Consider the following 3,920-nt stretch of genomic DNA (forward strand, 5'->3'; position numbering starts at 1 on the left):
GTCCCCGCCGGATCCATCACTGCCGCCCCATCCGTCACCGCAGTCCCAGTCCATGGAGGAAGACACGTGACCGACCCGATCGCCGCCACGGCCCTGCGGGCGACCCGGCTCGGGCGCCGTTTCCGGAAGGGGTGGGCGCTGCGCGACTGCGGGTTCGACCTGCCCGCCGGGCGGATCACCGCGCTCGTCGGCCCCAACGGGGCGGGCAAGAGCACGCTGTTCCACCTCGCCACGGGGCTCCTGCGCCCGACCGAGGGGGAGATCCGCGTCTTCGGCGCCGACCCCGTCACCGCCGAGGCCCGCGACCGTACGGCCTTCCTCTCCCAGGACAAACCGCTCTACACCGGCTTCACCGTCGCCGAGACCCTCCGCTTCGGGCGCGAGCTCAACCGGAGCTGGGACGCGGCCACCGCCGAACGCGTCGTCCGCGCCGGGAACATCCCCCTCGACGCCCGCGTCGGCACGCTCTCGCAGGGGCAGCGCACCCGCATCGCGCTCGCCCTGGCCTTCGCGAAGCGGCCCGACCTGCTCCTCCTCGACGAACCGCTGGCCGACCTCGACCCGCTCGTGCGTATCGAGGTCATGGGCCTGGTCATGGCGGAGGTCGCCGACCGTGGCATCACCGTCGTGATGTCCTCGCACGTGCTGTCCGAACTGGAGAACGTCTGCGACCACGTGCTGCTGCTCGCGCACGGCGGCGTACGGCTCCAGGGCGACGCCCAGCAACTGTGCGAGGACCACCTCCGGCTCACCGGCCTCGCCGACCCCTCCCACCAGGACGGGCTGCCGCCCGGCCTGGACGGTGTCGACGTCGTGGAGTCGAGCGTCACCGGCCGCCAGCTCACCGCCCTCCTCCGCACGGACGGCCGCCCGGTCGACGCCTGCGCCGACGACCGGTGGGTCACCGACATCCCCTCCCTGGAAGATCTGTTGCTCGCCTACCTCCGCTCCGCGCCCGCAGCCACCCCGTCGAGCGACAAGGAGGCCGCGGCGTGAAGGGCACCCTCTGGCTGGCCTGGCGCCAGCAGCGCACCCTGATCCTCGTCGGCGCCGCTCTCCTCGTCGCCTGCGCTGTGTGGGTCGCGTTCCAGCGCGCGGACATGATGGCCTACATCAGCGATCACCACATCGACACCGCGAACTGCAAGGGCTGGGACGGGGACTGCCGCAGCGACGCCGCCTTCCGGCTGCTCGACGACTACAACGACCCCATGCGCGCCCTCGGCACCCTGAGCGCCGCCCTGCCCGTGCTCATCGGCATCTTCTGGGGCGCGCCGCTGCTCGGCCGCGAGCTGGAGAGCGGCACCTGGAAGCTGGCGCTCACCCAGGGCGTCGGCATCCGGCGCTGGTTCCTCAGCCGCTTCTCGCTGGCCCTCTGCTGCTCGGTCGTCGGCTCGGCGGTGCTCGCCGCGCTCGTCGTGTGGTGGTGGGAGCCGGTCTCCAACATGCTCAACGGCCTCTACTGGCACGACGGCTACATCTTCAACGCCACCGGCCCCGTCGCCGTGGCCAGCGCCGTCTTCGGTCTCGTCACCGGTACGGCAGCGGGGCTGCTGCTGCGCCGCACCGTGGCCGCGATGGGCGCCACCCTCGTCGCCGTCGTCGGCCTGCGGGTGCTGCTCAACGCCGTCCGCCACGACTGGGTATCGCCCGTGATCCGGCGCAGCCAGGGCGACACCCCACGGGAGTACATCGGCACCGCCCAATCGGCCGGCGACTTCGGCTTCATCGACCGCGCGGGGAACCTGGTGCACGACCCGGCCGCCTGCGCCTGGGGCCCCGGACTGCCCGACATGAAGACCTGCATGGCGCAGAAGGGCTTCACCGGCCGCTTCTACAAGGTCTATCCGGCCAGCGACTTCTGGGTCTTCCAATGGATCGAGACCGCGATCTTCCTCGGCCTGGCCGCCGCACTGCTGGCGCTGATCTGCGTCGTGCTGCGCCGCCGCGTCGTCTGACCCGGGCCTTTCTTTCTCATAAGTCTCTTCCCCAAGCCTCACAATCTCGCAATCTCACAACCTCGCAATCTCACAAGCGCATACGCATACGCCAACGTCGGAGGTCCCTTCCGTGACGTCGTCCAAAGCCATGCTCAAAAACCGCAGCAGCCTGACCCACAAGGTCCGTTACGCGGTGAAGAATCCGGTGCGCATCGCGCCCTACCTCAAGCGCACGGCCCGCGACAGCTGGCTCCGCCTCAAGCACCCGGACCACGTCGACTACTACCGCGCGGTCATGGCCTCCGACACCGCGCGCAACCCGGAGGCCGCCGTCGGCAGCCGCAGCCACGACCGCTGGATCGCCCTCGGCACGATGCAGTTCGACTACCTCGTGGAGCACGGACTCGCCCCGCACCACCGCATGCTCGACATCGGCTGCGGCAACCTCCGCGCGGGCCGCCTCTTCATCGACCACCTCGGCACCGGCAACTACTACGGCATCGACATCTCGCCCGACATCCTCATAGCCGCCAAGCAGACCCTCACCTCCTACGGTCTCCAGGACAAGCTGCCCCACCTCACCATCATCCAGAACCTCACCCTTGACTTCCTCCCCGAGAACCACTTCGACGTGGTGCACGCGCACAGTGTCTTCTCGCACTCCCCGATCGAGATCATCGACGAGTGCCTCGCCAACGTCGGGCGCATCCTCGCCCCCGGCGGCTTCTTCGACTTCACCTTCGACCGCACCGAGGGCGCCGAACACCAGGTGCTGCGCGAGGACTTCTACTACCGCACCCAGACCCTGATCGCCCTCGCCGAGAAGCACGGGCTCCGGGGCCGCTTCATGGACGACTGGGAGAAGCGGCCCCACGGGCAGTCGAAGATCCGGGTCACGGCGCGGTAGTGTTGCGCGGCTTCCCCGCTGTTGGGGGCGGTTGTTTTTCTGGTGCGCCTACTGCGGTGCCTCTTTGCGCTGGCGCGCGGCTGCGGGGCGTGTGTGGTCGCTCGCGCAGTTCCCCGCGCCCCTTGAATGCCGCCTACGAGCCTGGTCGCCCATGCCCGTCCGGCGGCTGCGGGGTGTCATCGGCTGGTCGCGCCCACGCGGCGGAGCCGCATACCGATGCTGCCCCGCGCCCCTGACGGGGCGCGATTTCAGTCGCCGTACAGGTCGCTGTAGGACGGGAACACCCCGCCCTGGCCGTCCACTCCCTTCGCTGCCAGTACCGCCTTCACCACCGAGCGCGTCAGGACGTCCGCCCCGGCCGCCAGGATCTCGTTCAGCGCGCCCGCCACGGGCAGGGCGGGGTTGCCGAACAGGTCCCCCTCCGGGAGCGGTCTGTCACCCGTGGCCAGGGCGAACACGGTGTCCCCGTCGTTCAGCAGGTGCACCGGCCGGACGGCGCGGGCCAGTCCGTCGTGTGCCGTGCCCGCCAGCTTGTGGGCCTGGGCCCGGCTCAGCGCGGCATCGGTCGCGACGACGGCCAGCGTCGTGTTGAGCGGCCGGACGGACGACGCCTGCCGCTTCGCGGACTCCTGCCGCGCGGCGGCCAGCACCTCCTGGGCATCCCGGTGCCGCCCGGGCTCCGGGATCTCGACCAGCCCTTCGCACAACTGCCCGTACAGCGCTCCCGTCCTGGGCTCCACCACCGAACCCGCCGCGTTCACGACGGCCAGCGCCGCCACGGTCGTCCCGGACGGCAGGACGACGCTCGCCGTTCCCACGCCGCCCTTGATGCCCCCGACCACCGCGCCCGTGCCGGCACCCACGTTGCCCTGCGCCACCGGTGCCCCCGCGTCCGTACGGGCCGCCGCCTCCGCCGCCTCCCGGCCGAGTCCGGCGTCGGGGCGCGCCCGCCAGTCGCCGCCCCGGCCGAGGTCGAACAGCGCGGCCGCCGGGACGACGGGCACCACCTGCGCCGGATCCGGGCCCACCCGGAAGCCCCGGCCCGCCTCCTCCGGCGAGGCCATCACCCCGGG

Annotated in this window: 4 protein-coding genes; 3 read left to right on the forward strand and 1 reads right to left on the reverse strand. The window is 71.4% G+C overall.

Annotated features, from left to right (window positions below; genetic code table 11):
- Nucleotides 1-66 precede the first annotated feature (66 nt).
- The 3 genes from K6I34_RS33145 (at nt 67) to K6I34_RS33155 (ending at nt 2,847) form a co-directional block, all read left to right on the forward strand.
- The gene (locus K6I34_RS33145) at nt 67-996 is read left to right on the forward strand and encodes an ABC transporter ATP-binding protein (RefSeq protein WP_229331747.1); all 930 of its coding nucleotides are present in this window, start codon (nt 67-69) and stop codon (nt 994-996) included.
- Entirely contained in the window at nt 993-1,958 is a 966-nt protein-coding gene (locus tag K6I34_RS33150) for a transporter (RefSeq protein WP_229331748.1), read from the forward strand. The genes K6I34_RS33145 and K6I34_RS33150 overlap by 4 nt, the downstream gene beginning before the upstream one ends.
- Before the next feature lie 130 nt (nt 1,959-2,088).
- Nucleotides 2,089-2,847, forward strand: coding sequence for a class I SAM-dependent methyltransferase (locus K6I34_RS33155; protein ID WP_229331750.1), 759 nt, complete (start codon nt 2,089-2,091; stop codon nt 2,845-2,847).
- 248 nt (nt 2,848-3,095) lie between these two features.
- On the opposite strand, the gene K6I34_RS33160 is transcribed toward K6I34_RS33155, so the two are convergent.
- On the reverse strand, nt 3,096-3,920 hold an 825-nt coding region (locus tag K6I34_RS33160), incomplete at its 5' end, for a P1 family peptidase (RefSeq protein WP_229331749.1).

It is taken from the genome of Streptomyces sp. UNOC14_S4 (assembly GCF_020740835.1).
GTDB lineage: Bacteria > Actinomycetota > Actinomycetes > Streptomycetales > Streptomycetaceae > Streptomyces.